The sequence below is a fragment of the Micromonospora xinjiangensis genome (genome assembly GCF_056150165.1).
In genome coordinates this window covers 574,397-590,493 of sequence record NZ_JAXCFO010000002.1, presented here as the reverse complement: position 1 = coordinate 590,493, position 16,097 = coordinate 574,397, and the positions used below count along the sequence as shown (strand labels likewise).

Here is a 16,097-nt window from a genome sequence, read left to right as displayed (position 1 = left end):
CGCGCCCGTCCTGGCGCCGGTCGTCGACGAACCGGCCACTCCCCCGCCACGCACGGGACGCGGCCGGCGCCCGGTCCGGTCCGTCCGCAGAGCCTATCGAGCGATCATCACAGGGTCGTCACGGCAGGGCGGGCGCGCTGCCGCCGATCAGCCAGGCGTCCAGAAGCGACCGCAGCTGTCGGCCCGAGACCCGCTCGGCGAGGGCGACCAGGTCCGCCGTGGTGGCGTTGCCGTCCCGACGCTCGGCCGTCCACTCTCGCAGGACGCGGAAGAAGGCGTCGTCCCCCACGGTCCGGCGCAGCGCGTGCACGGCCAGCGCGCCACGCTGGTAGACGGCGTTGCCGAACATCGCCTCGCGGCCGGGATCCACCGAGGGCTGCGACCAGTCGGTGGTCGCGTACCGGGCCTCGAACGCACGCTGCACGCTCCGGCCGCCGTCGTGCTCCGCCCAGAGCCACTCGGCGTACGTCGCGAAGCCCTCGTTGAGCCAGATGTCGCTCCACCGGCTCAGCGAGACGCTGTCCCCGAACCACTGGTGGGCCAGCTCGTGGGCCACCACGCCGGGGTTCGGCTCTCCCGGGGAGAAGAAGGCCGGCCCGTACACCGGCCGGGACTGGGTCTCCAGCGCGTAGCCGATACGCTCGTCGGCCACCACGATCCCGCCGTACGACTCGAACGGGTACGGCCCGAACCGGCTGGCCAGGAAGTCGGCGATCTCGCCGGTGCGCGCCAGCGAGGTGGCCGCCGGGCCACCCGGGGGCTCGCCCGCCGGCACCGCGGTGACCAGCGGGCGGCCGGCGTGGGTCCCGGTGCTCACGCGGTAGTCGCCGATCACCAGCGTCGTGAGGTAGCTGGCCATCGGCGCCCGTTCGCTCCACCGCCAGGTGGTCCAGCCGTCGGCGCTGCGCTTCGGCCCGGGCACCCCGTTGCTCAACGCCGCGAGCCCGTCCGGAACGGTCACGGTGATGTCGTACGTGGCCTTGTCCGACGGGTGGTCGTTGACCGGGAACCAGGTGGCCGCCGACTCGGGCTGCCCGAGGGCGATCGCGCCGTCGGCGGTGTGCAGGAAGCCGCCGGTGCCCAGCGCGCCGTCGGCGGCGGCGGTGGGCACCCCGGCGTACGCCACCTCCACGGTGAACCGGGTGCCGCGGTCCAGCCCGCGGGGCGGTGTGACCACCAGCTCGTCGCCCGCGCGCTCGTGCTCGGCGGTGGCGCCGTCCACGTCCACCCGCTCGACGTCGAGGCCGACGAGGTCCAGGTTGAACCGCGAGAGCCCCTGGGTGGCGGTGGCGGTGAGCACCGCCCGGCCGGTCAGCCGGTCAGTCGACGGGTCGTAGCGCACGTCGAGGGCGTAGTGGGCGACGTCGTAGCCGCCGTTGCCGCGCCCCGGGACGTACGGGTCACCGGCGTCCGCGCTGCCGGGCCGGAACCCGCCGTCCTCGGCGGACCCGGTGCAGCCGGCGGCCGCGAGCACCACCGCCAGCGCGGCGGCGAGCACGGTCCGGGGGGAGATACGTCGCACCGGCCGAGCCTAACGGCGCGGCCGGTGCGACACGGGGAGGTTCGCCCAGGTCAGCGGTCGAGGACCAGGCCGACCTTCTGGAACTCCTTGAGATCCCGGTAGCCGCACTTGGCCATCGCCCGGCGCAGGCCGCCGAAGAGGTTGAGCTGACCGTCCGGCTCGTCGGCCGGGCCGAAGAGGACCTGCTCCATGGAGCCGATCGGGTCGCTGGCGACCTCGAACGCCCCGCGGGGCAGCGACGGGTGGCTGGCGGCCGAGTGCCACCAGGCGCCGCTGGCCGGGGCTTCGACGCAGCGCGACAGCGGCTCGCCGAGCATCACCGCGTCCGCGCCGCAGCCGAGGGCCTTCGCGATGTCACCGGAGGTCTGCATGTCGCCGTCGGCGATCAGGTGCACGTACCGGCCGCCGGTCTCGTCCAGGTAGTCGCGCCGGGCCGCCGCCGCGTCGGCGATGGCGGTGGCCATCGGCACCCGGATGCCGAGCACCGACTCGGTGGTCGACCAGTCGTCGCCGCCGATCCCGACGATCACACCGGCCGCCCCCGTACGCATGAGGTGCAGCGCCGTCTTGTAGTCGGTGCAGCCGCCCACGATCACCGGCAGGTCGAGGTCGGCGATGAACTCCTTGAGGTTCAGCGGCTCGTCGGTGGTCGACACGTGCTCGGCGGAGACGATCGTGCCCTGGATGACCAGGATGTCGACGCCCGCGTCGAGGATCACCGGCGCGAGCGCCAGGGTGTGCTGCGGGGAGACCCGCACCGCCACCGTGCCGCCCCCCGCCCGCAGCTCGCGGACGCGCTCGGCGATGAGGTCGGGACGGATCGGCTCCGCGTAGACCTCCTGGAGGCGCTTCGTGGCGCGGGCGTCCTCGCCCAGCCCGGCCAGCTCCTCCAGCACCTTGGTCGGGTTCTCGTAGCGGGTCCAGAGCCCTTCGACGTTGAGCACGCCGAGACCGCCGAGCTCGCCGAGGCGGACCGCCGAGGCGGGGCTCATCGTGGCGTCGGAGGGGTGCCCGACGCAGGGGATGCCGAACTGGTAGGCGTCGAGCTGCCACGCGGTGGAGACGTCGTCGACGTCCCGGGTGCGGCGGCTCGGCACGATCGCGATGTCGTCCAGGTGGTAACCGCGCTGCGCGGTCTTGCCCAACCCGATCTCGACCACGTCACGCATGGCTCACTCCAGATGTTTGTCGGGGGTGGTGGGGGAATCAGCGGGTGTGGTAGTTGGGCGCCTCGACGGTCATCTGGATGTCGTGCGGGTGGCTCTCCTTGAGTCCGGCCGCGGTGATCCGGATCAGCTGGCCGCGCTGGTGCAGCTCGGGGATGCTCTCCGCACCGGCGTAGCCCATCGCCAGGCGCAGCCCGCCGACCAGCTGGTGAGCGACGCGGGAGAGCGGCCCCCGGTAGGGCACCTGGCCCTCCACGCCCTCCGGGACCAGCTTCTCGTCGCTGGTCACGTCCTGCTGGAAGTAGCGGTCCTTGGAGTACGACTTGGCCTGCCCGCGGGACTGCATCGCGCCGAGGGAGCCCATCCCCCGGTACGCCTTGAACTGCTTGCCGTTCACGAAGATCAGCTCGCCGGGGCTCTCCTCGCAGCCCGCCAGCAGGCTGCCGAGCATCACCGTGTCCGCGCCGGCGACCAGCGCCTTGGCGATGTCCCCGGAGTACTGGATCCCGCCGTCACCGATCACCGGAACGCCGGCCGGACGGGCGGCCCGGGCGGCCTCCATGATCGCGGTGATCTGCGGGACGCCCACGCCGGCCACGATCCGGGTGGTGCAGATCGCGCCGGGGCCGACACCGACCTTGACGCCGTCCGCGCCCGCCTCGACGAGGGCCTTCGCGCCCGCGTACGTGGCGATGTTGCCGCCGACCACGTCGACGGTCACGTCCTTCTTCAGGCGGCGGACCATGTCCAGCACGGCCCGCTGGTGGCCGTGGGCGGTGTCCACGATCAGCACGTCCACGCCCGCGTCGACAAGCGTCCGGGCCCGCTTGTACGCGTCCTCGCCCACGCCGATGGCGGCGGCGACCCGGAGCCGGCCCGCGTCGTCCTTGGTGGCGTTCGGGTACTGCTCGCTCTTGGTGAAGTCCTTCACGGTGATCAGCCCGCGCAGCCGGCCGGAGTCGTCCACGATCGGGAGCTTCTCCACCTTGTGCCGCCGCAGCAGGGTCAGCGCCTCGTCCTTGCTGACCCCGACCTGGGCGGTGATCAGCGGGGTGCGCGTCATGATCTCGCGGACCGGGGTGTCCGGGTCGGAGACGAAGCGCATGTCGCGGTTGGTCACGATGCCCACCAGCGCGCCGTCGCCGTCGACCACCGGGACGCCGGAGATCCGGTAGCGGCCGCAGAGCGCGTCGACGTCGCGCAGCGTGTCGTCCGGGCTCGCGGTGACCGGGTTGGTGATCATGCCGGACTCGGAGCGCTTCACCAGGTCGACCTGGAGCGCCTGGTCCTCCACGGAGAGGTTGCGGTGCAGCACGCCGATGCCGCCCATGCGCGCCATCGCGATCGCCATCCGCGCCTCGGTCACGGTGTCCATGGCGCTGGAGAGCAGCGGCACGGAGAGGGTGACGTTGCGGGTCATCCGGGTGACCGTGTTCACTCGGCTGGGCACCACGTCCGACTCGCCGGGCTGGAGCAGCACGTCGTCGAAGGTGAGGCCGAGCGGCACCACCCGGGCCGAGCCGGCGGGCAGCTCCGGCAGGTGGCCGCCCAGCTCGCCGTGGTCGGCGCCGGCCGGAAGATCGGTGCTGGGCGAAAATTCCACGATTGCTCCCCTGAGCTGCTCGAACGGGCTTCAGCGAGGTGGCGCGACGGGCACCGGAAGGACGCCGCACGCGGCGCATCACCCCATCGTACCCATGCGGCTGACCAGGCCCTCGTCGCGCCGGGCCGGCCGGCGCACGTGCGGGGCGGGCATGGCCGCGGCGTTGGGTCTACGGTGAGGGGGTGCACGACGAGCCCATCGACCCGTTCAACGGCGACCCGACCGATCCGGCCGCCGGGCTGCACGATCCGGGCGACGACGCGCCGCTGGACCCGTTGACCGACGTCGAGCGGCAGGACGTGCTGGAGGATCTCGCCGACCTGGAGATCTACCAGGCCCTGCTCTCCCCGGTCGGGGTGCGCGGGCTGGTCATCGAGTGCGAGGACTGCCGCGAGCCGCACTACTTCGACTGGGACCTCCTCCGGGGCAACCTGCGGCACCTGCTCAGCTCGGGCCGCCCCCGGGTGCACGAGCCGGCCTACGACCCCGACCCGGACCACTACGTCACCTGGGAGTACGCCCGCGGCTACGCCGACGGCGTGCACGACACGCTGACCGAGGCCACCGACGAGGAGCCACGGGGCGAGGAGCCCGGCCGCCCCTGAGGCGGCAGCGGATCGCTTCCTGACCGTGCGCCGCTCACCGGGGCCGTGCGCGCACGGAGTCCTCCGCCGGGAGGTCAGCGCCCACCGGATGGCGGCTCAGGCCACCAGGCCGGCGCGGAAGCCCGCGGCCACCGCGTGCGCCCGGTCCCGCGCGCCCAGCTTGCGGAAGAGCCGGCGGGCGTGCGTCTTGACCGTGTCCTCCGAGACGAACAGCTCACGGCCGATCTCGGCGTTGCTCTTGCCCTCCGCCATGCCGAGCAGCACCTGGAGCTCGCGCTCGGTGAGCCCGATGGAGGCGCGGGCTGCCCGGACGTTCGGCGCCGGCCGCTGGCCGTCGGGCGGCGTGCCCTCCGACTCGCCACCGTTGCCCTCCGGCCCGTCGTCGCCGCGCTGCACCGGCACCACCGTCGGGGCGCCACCGGGGCCCTCCGCCGGGCCGGCCGACCAGCCGGGCCCGGGGTCGCCGGCGCTGCGCCCGGGGGCCGCGGAGCGAGCCGGCCCACCGACCGCCGCGGTGTCCCGCGCGGGGTCGGTGACCCGGTGGCGGGCCGCCCGTCCCGGGGCGGAGAGCAGCAGCAGCGCCTTCGCCACCGCGCTGGTCAGGTCGTGGTCGGTGCCCTGGATCAGGCCGCGGGCGCCGGCGCTGATCGTCGCGGCGGCCGCCTCGGACTCCTCGGCGCCGAACAGCAGCACGGCCGCCTGCGGCGCGCGGGCCAGGACGCGGCGGACGAAGCCGGCGCTGTCCGGGCGGGTGAGCGCCGTGTCGGCGAGCACGACGTCCGGCTGTCGCTCCGCCAGCCGCAGCATCACCTCGGGATCGGAGACAGCGGTACGGACGACCGCGGACAGTCCGAGCCGGGCAGCCGCAGAGGTGAGATGTTGCGCCGCAAGCGGTGTCCGGACGCACACAAGAACGGTACGCACTGTGGGGTCTCCTCTCCGCCAACGAGCAGACCACGGCGGGGTCCGTCGGGGAGGAGGTTCCCGGCAATCCTCCGAACTTTTCCGACAGATGGGGCATATGCCGCGACTTGTCGGGCGTTTTGGATCACACACGTGTGAGTGGTGAGGCGGGCGGGTACCGGTGTGCCAGGCCGGGATCGGTGCGCCTGTGCGGCCCGCCGCCCGGAGGCCGGCCATGAGTATCTCGCGGTGCCGCGCGGGAGGAGGGGTGCTGATGTCGAACGTACGTAGACTGCCCGGACCCATCGTCGATCTCTGGGACTGGCAGCGCCTCGGCGCCTGCAGGGGCCGGGACAGCGCCCAGTTCTTCCACCCGGACGGGGAGCGGGGCTCCTCGCGGCTGCGCCGGGAGTCCGGGGCGAAGGCGGTCTGCCGCACCTGCCCGGTTCGCGCCGAGTGCGCCGCGCACGCGCTCTCCGTACGCGAGCCGTACGGCGTCTGGGGTGGGTTCAGCGAGTCCGAGCGGCTGCGGCTGCTCGCCGTGGGCTGGGAGGACCTGGCCGACCGCCGGCAGACCCGCGTCGACGTGGCGCGGCTCGAGGCCCGGCTGGGCCGCCCGCACAAGTCGACCGTGCCGGCCGAGCGCAACGTCGCCTGATTCCGCCACCACAGTCATCCCGCGAAACCGCGCCCCGAGGCAGGGGCGCGGTTTCGCGTGTCCCCCCGTCAGCGGACGGTCACCGCCACGGTGTGCCAGCCGGTGGCGCCGTCCGGGGCCACGCCCTGCCGGCGCTCGGTCTGCGTCTCGCCGGTGGCGTCGGTGGCCCGCACCTGGAGCCGGTGCTCCCCCGGTGTGGCCTGCCACCGCCACGACCACTGCACCCAGGTGTCCACCGAGACCGTCGGGGCGAGTTCCGCCTCCTGCCAGGGGCCGTCGTCGACGCGTACCTCGACGCGGCGGATGCCGCGGTGCTGCGCCCAGGCCACCCCGGCCACCATGACCGGCCCGGCCGTCAGCCGGCCGCGCCCGGGCGTGTCGATCCGTGACTGGGTCTTGATCGGCCCCTGCGCCGACCAGCCCCGCGGCACCCAGTACGCGTCGAAGTCCGCGAAGCTGGTCAGCTCCAGCTCGGTCACCCACTTGCAGGCCGACACGTAGCCGTAGAGGCCCGGCACCACCATCCGGACCGGGAACCCGTGCTCGAGCGGCAGCGGCTCCCCGTTCATCCCCACCGCCAGCAGCGCGTCCCGCCCGTCGCGCAGCGCGGCCGTCGGGGTGCCACAGGTCCAGCCGTCGACCGAGCGGCTGACCACCTGGTCCGCGCCGTCCTCGGGTTCGATCTCGTCCAGCAGGTCCCGCACGGGTACGCCGAGCCACCGGGCGTTACCGACCAGGTCTCCGCCGACCTCGTTGGAGACGCAGGCGAGGGTCACGTACCGCTCGACCATCGGCCGGGCGAGCAGGTCGGCGAAGCTGAGCGTGACCGGGTTGCGGACCCGGCCGTGGATACGCAACCGCCAGGTCCCCGGGTCGACCTGCGGCACCACGAGGGCGGTGTCGATCCGGTAGAACCCCCGGTTGGGGGTGACGTAGGGCGCGAGCCGCGTCACGGACAGGTCGGCCCCGGCCGGCACCGCCGGGGCGGGCGACACCGGGGCGGGCAGCACCACGGCCTCGCGGGCCACCGACACGCCCCGCCGACCAGCCAGCCAGTGCCCGCCGAGCCCGGCGACCGCCGCCGCGCCGACCAGCGCGCCGGCGCCGGTCAGGAAGCGCCGGCGGGACTCCGGAGCGACGCCACCCGACCCGGCCGGGAGGCCCCGGCCCGACTGGGAACCGGTTCCTCCCCGGGCGGGTCCCGTGGTGGCCGGAGGCGGTGACCCCGCCACGGGGTGACCACCGTGGCCACCACCGCCGTCACCACCCGCATGGGTGTCCGTCGGACGCTGTCGAGCTGCCCCAGAAATGGGGCGCCCCATTTCTGGGGCGGCTCGACAGGAGTCGGAGGTCAGCAGCGCCTCGGGCGGCGAGGGAACGGAGGCGCCCGGCGTCGGAGGGGCGGAACCGCCCGGACTCCGGGGCACCGATCCGCCGGAGGTCCCGGGGACCGACCCGCCCGGGGACCCGGAAACCGACCCGGCCGGGGCCGGGGCAGCCGAACCGTCCCGTGGCGGTGGGACCGGACCGTCCCGGCGCGGGGCGACCGGTCCGTCGGGGAGCGGGGCCGGCGGGGTCCAGGGCCAGGGGTCGAGTTCCAGTGGACCGGCGATGAACGCCCAGAGCACCAGCGCACCGAGCCCGGCGCCGACCAGCGAGGGCAGCGCGTCGAAGGCGTCCGCGCCGGCGCGGGTCAGGGCGGCGGCCACGCCGATGGCGGCGAAGCAGGCGATCCCGGCGAGGCCGACCGCCAGCCGGCGTACGGCGAGCACGCCGAGCAGCGCCGCGAAGCCCGCGAGCAGCACGGCGGTGCCGACCAGCAGGGCGAGCTTGTCATACCGCCCGAAGAGGTCGATGGCGAACTGCTTGAGCGGCTCCGGCACGGTGTCGACGACCACGCCCCCGACCGCGACCAGCGGCGCGGAGCGGGCGCCGGTCAGCACGGCCACCAGTTCGGCGGCGCCGATCGCCACGGCGGCTGCGGTGATCCCGGCCAGGGCGGCGTACCGGGGTGTCGTGGTGGTGCTCACCGGCCCAGTGTTTCCGATCGGCCGGGCCGCTCGGTAGTGACGTCACGGGTCCGTAAGGACCGGACAGACGCGTCGGGGCACACCGCCGGACGACGGTGTGCCCCGACCGGGCGTAAGACGCGGGTCAGAAGCCCGGGCCGTGCTGGTGGCCGTGACCGTGGCCGTGCGAGTGGCCGTGGCCACCGGCCGCGGCCGGCTCCGGCTCGGCCGGCTTCTCCACCACGAGGCTCTCCGTGGTGAGCAGCAGGCCGGCGATGGACGCGGCGTTGGTGACCGCGTTGCGGGTCACCTTCACCGGGTCCAGGATGCCGGACTTGGCCAGGTCGACGTACTCGCCGGTGGCGGCGTTCAGGCCGGTGCCCCAGTCGGCGCCGACGACCTTCTGCACCACCACGTAGCCGTCGTGGCCGGCGTTCTGGGCGATCCAGCGCAGCGGCTCGACGAGCGCCTTGCGCACGATCGAGACGCCCACCTTCTCGTCACCGGTGAAGCCGAGGTCGTCGTCGAGCACCGGCAGGATCTGCGCCAGCGCGGCGCCACCACCGGGCACCGTGCCCTCCTCGACGGCGGCCTTCGTCGCGGCGATGGCGTCCTCGATGCGGTGCTTGCGCTCCTTCATCTCGACCTCGGTCGCCGCACCCACCTTGATCACGGCGACACCGCCGGAGAGCTTCGCCAGCCGCTCGGAGAGCTTCTCCCGGTCCCACTCGGAATCCGAGGCCTCGATCTCCTTGCGGATCTGGGCCACCCGGTCGGCGACGTCGGCGGACTGCCCACCGCCGTCGACGATCGTGGTGTTGTCCTTGTCGACCACGACCCGGCGGGCCGAGCCCAGCACCTCCAGGCCGACCTGGTCGAGCTTGTAGCCCAGCTCCGGAGCGATCAGCTCGGCGCCCGTGAGGATCGCCATGTCCTGGAGCATCGCCTTGCGGCGGTCACCGAAGCCCGGGGCCTTCACGGCGCAGACCTTCAGGGTCTTGCGAAGCGAGTTGACCACCAGGGTCGACAGCGCCTGGCCCTCGACGTCCTCGGCGATGATCAGCAGCGGCTTGCTGTTCTGGAGGACCTTCTCCAGCAGCGGCAGCAGCTCCTCGATGGCCGAGATCTTCTGCGTGGTGATCAGGATGTACGGGTCCTCCAGGACCGCCTCCTGCGCCTCCACGTCGGTGACGAAGTTGGGCGAGATGAAGCCCTTGTCGAACTGGAGACCCTCGGTGACGTCCACCTCGGTGGCGAGGGTGGAGCCCTCCTCGACGGTGATCACACCGTCGCGGCCGACCTTCTCCATCGCCTCGGCGATCATCTCGCCGATGTTGGCGTCCTGCGCGGAGACCGTCGCGACGTGCGCGATCGACTCCTTGCCGGCGACCTCGACGGCCCGGCCGAGCAGCGCCTCGGAGACCTTGGCGGCCGCCGCGTCGATGCCCCGCTTGAGGCCGGTCGGGTTGGCCCCGGCGGCCACGTTGCGCAGGCCCTCACGGACCATCGCCTGGGCCAGCACGGTCGCGGTCGTGGTCCCGTCGCCGGCGACGTCGTTGGTCTTGGTCGCCACCTCCTTGACCAGCTGCGCGCCGAGGTTCTCGTAGGGGTTGGTGAGCTCGATCTCCTTGGCGATGGTCACGCCATCGTTGGTGATCGTCGGCGCACCAAACTTCTTGTCCAGGACGACGTTGCGCCCGCGCGGGCCGAGGGTGACCTTCACCGCGTCCGCGAGGGCGTTGACACCGTGCTCGAGCAGGTGCCGCGCGTCGTCCGAGAAGCTCAGGATCTTCGCCATGAATGTCCCTTCAAGCGGCGGTGCCCCGGCCCGGCGAGCCGGACCGGGGCAACGACACTGATCGGTTGCTTACTTCTCGATGACCGCGAGGACGTCGCGGGCGGAGAGCACCAGGTACTCCTCGCCGGCGTACTTGACCTCGGTGCCGCCGTACTTCGAGTAGATGACGGTGTCGCCGACCTTGACGTCAACCGGGATCCGGTTGCCCTTGTCGTCGATCCGGCCCGGGCCGACAGCGAGGACGGTGCCCTCCTGCGGCTTCTCCTTGGCGGTGTCGGGGATCACGATGCCCGACGCCGTGGTGGTCTCAGCCTCGTTCGCCTGGACCAGGATCCGGTCCTCGAGCGGCTTGATCGCAACCTTGGTCGCGGTAGTCACGGGCATACCCTCCTGGGGTACTGGTTTCTGTGCTGGTCGGCCGGGCCGACCAGCGTCAATCTGCCACATGCCACCGGGCGGGGCCGTCGTCGCGGGTGCCGGTCCGCCTGGCGTTCAGCACCCGGATCGGAAGACCCGGACGCTGGCACCCTCAGGGTGAGAGTGCTAATCGCAGGTTATTCCTCGGCTAGCACTCCGTCAAGGAGAGTGCCAACCCGCCGGGTGGCGCGTCGGGGTCGGCCACCACAATGTCCGGGTGGATCTCGACCAGCTCGCCGCCCTGCGTACCCCCGAGGGGGCTGCCGCGCTCGCGGCGGCCGAGCGGGTGGCCGACGGCGAGCCGCTGGCCGCGGCGTCCGCCCTCCGCGCGGCGGGGGTGCCGGCCGGGCTCGCGGCGGCGGCGCTGACCCAGGCCGAGCTGCGGCGGCGGGCGGCGCCCAAGTTCGGGCCCGCGGCGGCCGGGATGTTCTTCACCCGGACCGGCCTGGAACAGGCGACCCGGGGCGTGGTCGCGGCGCGGCGCGCCGAGCGGCTGCGGGCCGCGGGCGTCCGCAGCCTGGCCGACCTGGGTTGCGGTCTGGGCGCGGACGCCATCGCCGCGGCCCGCGCCGGCATCCGGGTGTACGCGGTGGAGGCCGACCCGCTCACCGCGGCGATGGCCGCCGCCAACGCGGAGGCGGCCGGCGTGGCCGACCTGCTGACGGTGGAGTGCGGCGACGCGACCGCCTTCGACGTCGACCGGGTGGAGGCGGTCTTCTGCGACCCGGCCCGGCGCACGGCCGGCACCGGCCGGCGGATCTTCGACCCGAGCGCCTACTCGCCTCCCTGGGGCTTCGTGACGGCGCTGGCCGAGCGGCTGCCGCGCACGGTGGTGAAGGTCGCACCCGGCATCGACCACGGCCTGATCCCGGCCGGCGCGGAGGCCGAGTGGGTGAGCGTCGACGGGGACCTGGTCGAGGCGGCGCTCTGGTGCGGCCGGCTCGCCGAGGTCCCCCGCCGCGCCACGGTGCTACGGGAGCGGCCGCCGTCCACCGTCCACCAGCTCACCGGCTCCGGCGGGGCCGAGGCGGCCGTCGGGCCGGTACGAGGGTTCCTGCACGACCCCGACCCGGCCGTGGTCCGCGCGCACCTCGTCGCCGAGCTGGCGGACGCGCTCGACGCCACCCTGGCCGACCCCGCCATCGCCTACCTGTACGCGGACACCCCGGCTCCGAGCCCGTACACCCGCTGCCTGGAGGTGACCGACGTACTGCCGTTCTCGCTGAAGCGGCTGCGCGCGCTGCTCCGGGAGCGGGGCGTGGGCCGGGTGGAGATTCTCAAGCGCGGCTCGGCGCTGACTCCGGAGCAGTTGCGTCGGGACCTGCGCCTCTCCGGTGGGGCGAGCGCCAGCCTCGTGCTCACGCGCGTCGCCGGGGCCCCGACCGTGCTGGTGTGCCAGCCGACGCACGGTTAGGTTGTCGATCGTGGCAGGACAGGGCACACCGGCGACGGCGCTGCTGGCGAAGCGGAAGGTCACCCACCGCACCCACCCGTACGACGTGAGCCCGGACGCACCGAACTACGGCGCCCTGGTCGCGGCGGCGCTCGGCGTACCGCCGGAGCGGGTCTTCAAGACGTTGGTCGCGGAGGTCGACGGGGCGCTCACCGTGGCGGTGGTGCCGGTCACCGGGGAGCTGGACCTCAAGGCGCTCGCCGCGGCGGTCGGGGGCAAGCGGGCCACCCTCGCCGAGCGGGCGGCCGCCGAGCGCGCCACCGGCTACGTGCGGGGCGGGATCAGCCCGCTCGGCCAGCGGAAGCGGCTGCCCACCGTGCTCGACGCCTCCGCGCTGGACCTTCCGACCATCTACGTCTCGGCCGGGCGCCGCGGCCTCCAGCTCGAACTCGCCCCCGCCGACCTGGTCGCGCTGACCGACGCCCGCACCGCGCCCCTCGCCGCCCGCTGAGCCGGGCCGGCCGGGCTCGCCCGGGCCCGCCCTCGGGAGCGCTCTCGCGCCGGTGGCCTCGGGGTGACGGCCGCGTTGCTGAATTGTTACTGCCCCCAACAAACTCGGTCCGTACGCGCTCTTGTGTCGCGCTTCACAGCGGAATACGTTGCCGGGCACAACAAAAGAACACCTTCCCCCACCCGAAAGGACCCTGCACATGCGTAAGGGGCTCCTCACCTTCGCCACGGTGGGCCTGCTGGCGACGGGCAGCATGGCCGCCTGCGGCGACGACTCCGGCGGGAGCGGCGAGGCCGGCTCCGGCCAGACCGCCAAGATCGGCGTGATCCTGCCGGACAGCAAGTCCTCCGCCCGCTGGGAGGGCGCGGACCGCAAGTTCCTGGAAGAGGCCTTCAAGGCGGCCGGCGTCCAGTACGACATCCAGAACGCCCAGGGCGACAAGACGCAGTTCCAGACCATCGCCGACCAGATGATCACCAACGGCGTCACCGTCCTGATGATCGTCAACCTCGACTCGGGCACCGGCAAGGCGGTGCTCGACAAGGCGAAGTCCCAGGGCGTGGCGACCATCGACTACGACCGGCTCACCCTCGGCGGCTCGGCGGAGTACTACGTCAGCTTCGACAACGAGGCCGTCGGCAAACTCCAGGGCGAGGGCCTCGCCAAGTGCCTGACCGACAAGGGCGTCAAGAACCCGGCGATCGCGTACCTGAACGGCTCGCCGACCGACAACAACGCGACGCTCTTCAAGAACGGGTACGACTCGGTGCTCAAGCCGAAGTTCGACGCCAAGGAGTACACCAAGGTCGCGGACGACTCGGTGCCGGCCTGGGACAACGCGCAGGCCGCCACGATCTTCGAGCAGCAGCTCACCAAGGCCGGCGGCAAGATCGACGGCGTGCTCGCCGCGAACGACGGCCTGGGCAACGCGGCCATCTCGATCCTGAAGAAGAACAAGCTCAACGGGAAGGTCCCGGTCACCGGCCAGGACGCCACCCCGGAGGGCCTGCAGAACATCCTCGCGGGCGACCAGTGCATGACCGTCTACAAGGCGGTCAAGGAGGAGGCGAAGGCCGCCTCCGACCTGGCGATCGGGCTCGCCAAGGGCGAGCGCAAGGAGACCGGCCAGACGGTCAAGGACCCCGAGGGCGGACGGGACGTGCCGTCCGTGCTCCTGACCCCGAAGGCGATCTACAAGGAGAACGTCAAGGACGTCATCGCCGACGGCTACGTCACCAAGGAGGAGGTCTGCGAGGGAGCCTTCGCCACGCTCTGCGCCGACGCCGGCATCAGCTGACCTGACGTCGCACCCGCCGGGGCGCGACCCGCCGCCCGGCACGGGATCCCCCCTCCCGTGCCGGGCGGCGCTCGCCGGTCCGGCCCGAGATCCGCCCTCCGTCCGAAGGAGACACCCCGTGTCCGCAACACCCCTGCTGGAGCTACGTGGGATCGACAAGAGCTTCGGTCCCGTCCAGGTCCTGCGCGACGTCGCCTTCGCCGCCCACGCCGGCGAGGTGACGGCGCTCGTCGGCGACAACGGCGCCGGGAAGTCGACCCTGGTCAAGTGCATCAGCGGCATCTACCCGACCGACGCCGGCGAGTTCGTCTTCGACGGCAACCCGGTCACCATCCACAGCCCGCGGGACGCCTCCGCCCTCGGCATCGAGGTGGTCTACCAGGATCTCGCGCTCTGCGACAACCTCGACATCGTGCAGAACATGTTCCTCGGCCGGGAGCGGCTCAACGGTCTCGTCCTCGACGAGCCGACCATGGAGCAGATGGCCGCGGAGACGCTGGCCGGCCTCTCCGTCCGCACCGTGAAGTCGCTGCGGCAACACGTCTCCAGCCTCTCCGGCGGCCAGCGCCAGACGGTGGCGATCGCCAAGGCCGTGCTCTGGAACAGCCGGCTCGTCATCCTCGACGAGCCGACCGCCGCCCTCGGCGTGGCGCAGACCGCGCAGGTCCTCGAACTGGTCCGCCGGCTCGCCGACAACGGCCTCGCCGTGGTGCTCATCTCACACAACATGAACGACGTCTTCGCCGTCTCCGACCGGATCGCCGCCCTCTACCTAGGCCAGATGGTCGCCCAGGTGAAGACCACCGACATCACCCACGCCCAGGTCGTCGAGTTGATCACCGCCGGCCGCTCCGGCAGCCTGGGTCTCGCCGCCGACGCGGGCCAGGGCACGAACGGCACCGGCAACGGCGCGCAGCCGGCCGACTCGACCACAGGAGGCGACCGATGACCACGACAGCCGTGCAGACGGAGGGCCCCGCCGCCGTCACACCCGCGCCGACCGTCGCCAGCCACGCGCGCAACTACTGGAGCCGCGTACGCGGCGGCGACATCGGCGCGCTGCCGGCCGTCCTCGGGCTGATCGTGCTCTGCACGGTCTTCTCGATCGCCCGGCCGTCGTTCCTCACCGCCGGCAACTTCGCCAATCTGTTCACGCAGGGCGCGGCCGTCACGCTGATCGCGATGGGGCTGGTCTTCGTCCTCCTGCTCGGCGAGATCGACCTGTCCGCGGGCTTCGCCAGCGGCGTCTGCGCTGCCGTGCTGGCCAACGTGGTCACGGTGCTCGGCTACCCCTGGTACGTGGCGGTGCTCGCCGCGATCGTCACCGGCGTGGTCATCGGGACCCTGCTCGGATTCCTGGTCGCCAAGATCGGCATTCCGTCCTTCGTGGTCACCCTCGCCGCGTTCCTCGGCTTCCAGGGCATCGCGCTCATGCTCATGGAGGAGGGCACCAACATCGCCGTCCGCGACGAGGTGCTGCTGGCCATCGCCAACCGCAACCTGCCCCCGCTGCTCGGCTGGCTGCTCGCCGCCGCGGCGGTCCTCGGATACGGCGCCGCCCAACTGCTGCGGCACCGCAGCCGCGCCGCCCGCGGGCTGGTCACCGACCCCCTCGCCGTGGTGTTCGCCCGGGTCGGCGGGCTCGCGCTCCTCCTCGGCGTGGCGGTGTTCATCCTCAACCTGGAGCGCAGCCGCAACCCCCTCCTGTTCAGCTCGCTCAAGGGCGTGCCGATCGTGGTGCCCGTCGTCGCGGTGCTGCTGATCCTCTGGACCTTCGTCCTCCAGCGCACCCGCTACGGCCGGCACGTCTACGCCGTCGGCGGCAACCGGGAGGCCGCCCGGCGGGCCGGCATCAACGTGGACCGCATCCGCATCTCGGTCTTCGTCATCTGCTCCTCGATGGCGGCCGTCGGCGGCATCGTGGCGGCCAGCCGGGCCAACTCCGTCGACCCGAACACCGGCGGCAGCAGCGTCCTGCTCTACGCCGTGGGCGCGGCGGTCATCGGCGGCACGAGCCTCTTCGGCGGCAAGGGCCGGGTGCTCGACGCCGTGCTGGGCGGCGCGGTGATCGCCGTGATCGACAACGGCATGGGCCTCATGGGATACAGCTCGGGCGTCAAGTACGTGCTCACCGGCGTGGTGCTGCTGCTGGCCGCGACCGTGGACGCCGTCTCCCGCCGCCGCTCGGCGGCGACCGGCACCCGCTGACCCCGCC

Annotated in this window: 14 protein-coding genes; 7 read left to right on the top strand and 7 right to left on the bottom strand. The window is 73.1% G+C overall.

Annotated elements, in window-relative coordinates; all coding sequences use genetic code 11:
* Nucleotides 1-118: 118 nt before the first annotated feature.
* From SM573_RS09640 to guaB, 3 genes are all read right to left on the bottom strand, one after another.
* Nucleotides 119-1,498, bottom strand: a complete 1,380-nt coding sequence (locus tag SM573_RS09640; protein ID WP_474616056.1) for a M1 family metallopeptidase — start codon at nt 1,496-1,498, stop codon at nt 119-121.
* A 74-nt stretch (nt 1,499-1,572) separates the two neighbouring features.
* Nucleotides 1,573-2,691: a GuaB3 family IMP dehydrogenase-related protein gene (locus tag SM573_RS09635; protein ID WP_474610996.1), complete on the bottom strand. Its 1,119-nt coding sequence runs from the start codon at nt 2,689-2,691 to the stop codon at nt 1,573-1,575.
* 37 nt (nt 2,692-2,728) lie between these two features.
* Nucleotides 2,729-4,291, bottom strand: a complete 1,563-nt coding sequence (guaB, locus tag SM573_RS09630) for an IMP dehydrogenase (protein WP_474610997.1) — start codon at nt 4,289-4,291, stop codon at nt 2,729-2,731.
* 182 nt (nt 4,292-4,473) lie between these two features.
* On the opposite strand from guaB, the gene SM573_RS09625 reads away from it, so the two are divergent.
* Entirely contained in the window at nt 4,474-4,896 is a 423-nt protein-coding gene (locus SM573_RS09625) for a DUF5319 domain-containing protein (protein ID WP_474610998.1), read from the top strand.
* A 96-nt stretch (nt 4,897-4,992) separates the two neighbouring features.
* On the opposite strand, the gene SM573_RS09620 is transcribed toward SM573_RS09625, so the two are convergent.
* Complete coding sequence (locus SM573_RS09620; protein WP_474610999.1) at nt 4,993-5,820, bottom strand: helix-turn-helix transcriptional regulator; 828 nt, start codon at nt 5,818-5,820, stop codon at nt 4,993-4,995.
* A 253-nt stretch (nt 5,821-6,073) separates the two neighbouring features.
* Here SM573_RS09620 and SM573_RS09615 point away from each other — a divergent pair, with 253 nt between their 5' ends.
* Nucleotides 6,074-6,457 carry a WhiB family transcriptional regulator gene (locus SM573_RS09615; RefSeq protein ID WP_474611000.1) on the top strand — a complete coding sequence of 128 codons (384 nt, stop codon included), beginning with the start codon at nt 6,074-6,076 and terminating at the stop codon, nt 6,455-6,457.
* A 68-nt stretch (nt 6,458-6,525) separates the two neighbouring features.
* Here the strand turns inward: SM573_RS09615 and SM573_RS09610 are convergent, their stop codons facing one another.
* The 3 genes from SM573_RS09610 to groES all read right to left on the bottom strand — a co-directional run bounded on the left by SM573_RS09610 (nt 6,526) and on the right by groES (nt 10,648).
* The gene (locus tag SM573_RS09610; RefSeq protein ID WP_474615921.1) at nt 6,526-8,487 is read right to left on the bottom strand and encodes a molybdopterin-dependent oxidoreductase; all 1,962 of its coding nucleotides are present in this window, start codon (nt 8,485-8,487) and stop codon (nt 6,526-6,528) included.
* Nucleotides 8,488-8,611: 124 nt separating this feature from the next.
* The gene (gene groL / locus SM573_RS09605) at nt 8,612-10,264 is read right to left on the bottom strand and encodes a chaperonin GroEL (RefSeq protein ID WP_474611001.1); all 1,653 of its coding nucleotides are present in this window, start codon (nt 10,262-10,264) and stop codon (nt 8,612-8,614) included.
* Between the two features lie 69 nt (nt 10,265-10,333).
* Nucleotides 10,334-10,648 carry a co-chaperone GroES gene (gene groES / locus SM573_RS09600; protein WP_109802944.1) on the bottom strand — a complete coding sequence of 105 codons (315 nt, stop codon included), beginning with the start codon at nt 10,646-10,648 and terminating at the stop codon, nt 10,334-10,336.
* A gap of 250 nt (nt 10,649-10,898) precedes the next feature.
* On the opposite strand from groES, the gene SM573_RS09595 reads away from it, so the two are divergent.
* The 5 genes from SM573_RS09595 to SM573_RS09575 all read left to right on the top strand — a co-directional run bounded on the left by SM573_RS09595 (nt 10,899) and on the right by SM573_RS09575 (nt 16,090).
* Nucleotides 10,899-12,095 (top strand): THUMP-like domain-containing protein, encoded by a 1,197-nt coding sequence (locus SM573_RS09595; RefSeq protein ID WP_474611002.1) that lies wholly within the window; start codon nt 10,899-10,901, stop codon nt 12,093-12,095.
* Nucleotides 12,096-12,105: 10 nt separating this feature from the next.
* Nucleotides 12,106-12,585 (top strand): Cys-tRNA(Pro) deacylase, encoded by a 480-nt coding sequence (gene ybaK, locus SM573_RS09590; RefSeq protein ID WP_474611003.1) that lies wholly within the window; start codon nt 12,106-12,108, stop codon nt 12,583-12,585.
* Between the two features lie 199 nt (nt 12,586-12,784).
* Nucleotides 12,785-13,882, top strand: a complete 1,098-nt coding sequence (locus SM573_RS09585; RefSeq protein ID WP_474611004.1) for a sugar ABC transporter substrate-binding protein — start codon at nt 12,785-12,787, stop codon at nt 13,880-13,882.
* A 118-nt stretch (nt 13,883-14,000) separates the two neighbouring features.
* Nucleotides 14,001-14,831 carry an ATP-binding cassette domain-containing protein gene (locus tag SM573_RS09580; protein WP_474611005.1) on the top strand — a complete coding sequence of 277 codons (831 nt, stop codon included), beginning with the start codon at nt 14,001-14,003 and terminating at the stop codon, nt 14,829-14,831.
* The gene (locus tag SM573_RS09575; protein ID WP_474615920.1) at nt 14,828-16,090 is read left to right on the top strand and encodes a sugar ABC transporter permease; all 1,263 of its coding nucleotides are present in this window, start codon (nt 14,828-14,830) and stop codon (nt 16,088-16,090) included. The genes SM573_RS09580 and SM573_RS09575 overlap by 4 nt, the downstream gene beginning before the upstream one ends.
* Nucleotides 16,091-16,097: the final 7 nt, after the last annotated feature.